General features: G+C 60.1%; 1 pseudogene. It reads left to right on the top strand.

The features are described 5' to 3' along the window. Positions 1-680, top strand: a pseudogene (locus CPA45_RS22550) (FAD-binding oxidoreductase); the annotation flags it as partial.

Genomic DNA, 680 nt, shown 5'->3' with positions numbered 1-680 from the left:
ATGTGCCCCTCCTGGAAGGCCACCCGCGACCGAGTGCACTCGCCCAAGGGCCGTGCCAGCTTAATCCGCGAGTGGCTGCGCCTACAGTCTCAGGCGGGTATCGATGTGGTGGAAGAGTCGCGCAAGAAAAAGGCCGAGCGCAGCTGGGGCTTTATCAAAAGCTTCCCTAATCGCACCATGAACACGCTCAGCCGCCAGCAACACCACGACTACTCCCACCAAGTGTATGACGCCATGGCGGGCTGCTTGGCGTGTAAATCCTGTGCGGGCCAGTGTCCGATTAAGGTCAACGTGCCGCAGTTCCGTTCGCAGTTTTTAGAGGTCTACCACGGCCGCTACCTCCGCCCGCTGCGCGATTACATCATCGGTGGCACCGAATTCATGTTGCCGACGCTTGCCAAGATCGCGCCGCTGTATAACGCCCTACTCAACCAGCGCTGGGTAGATAGCCTGATGCGCAAAGGGCTGGGGATGAGTGATTCTCCACAGCTTTCCCGCGCCAGCGTGAAAAAGCAGCTACGTGCCTGGGGCGTGGCCGAAGCCACCCCCACGTCACTGGCCCTGCTCACCGAGCAACAGCAGGCCAACAGCGTGATTATTGTCCAGGACGCCTTCACCAGCCACTTTGAAGCCAAGCTGGTGATGGATGTGGTGGAACTGCTCTCGCGGCTCAACCTGCG

It is taken from the genome of Vreelandella nigrificans (assembly GCF_002374315.1).
Lineage (GTDB): Bacteria > Pseudomonadota > Gammaproteobacteria > Pseudomonadales > Halomonadaceae > Vreelandella > Vreelandella nigrificans.
This window is presented reverse-complemented; position numbering and strand designations above follow the sequence as displayed.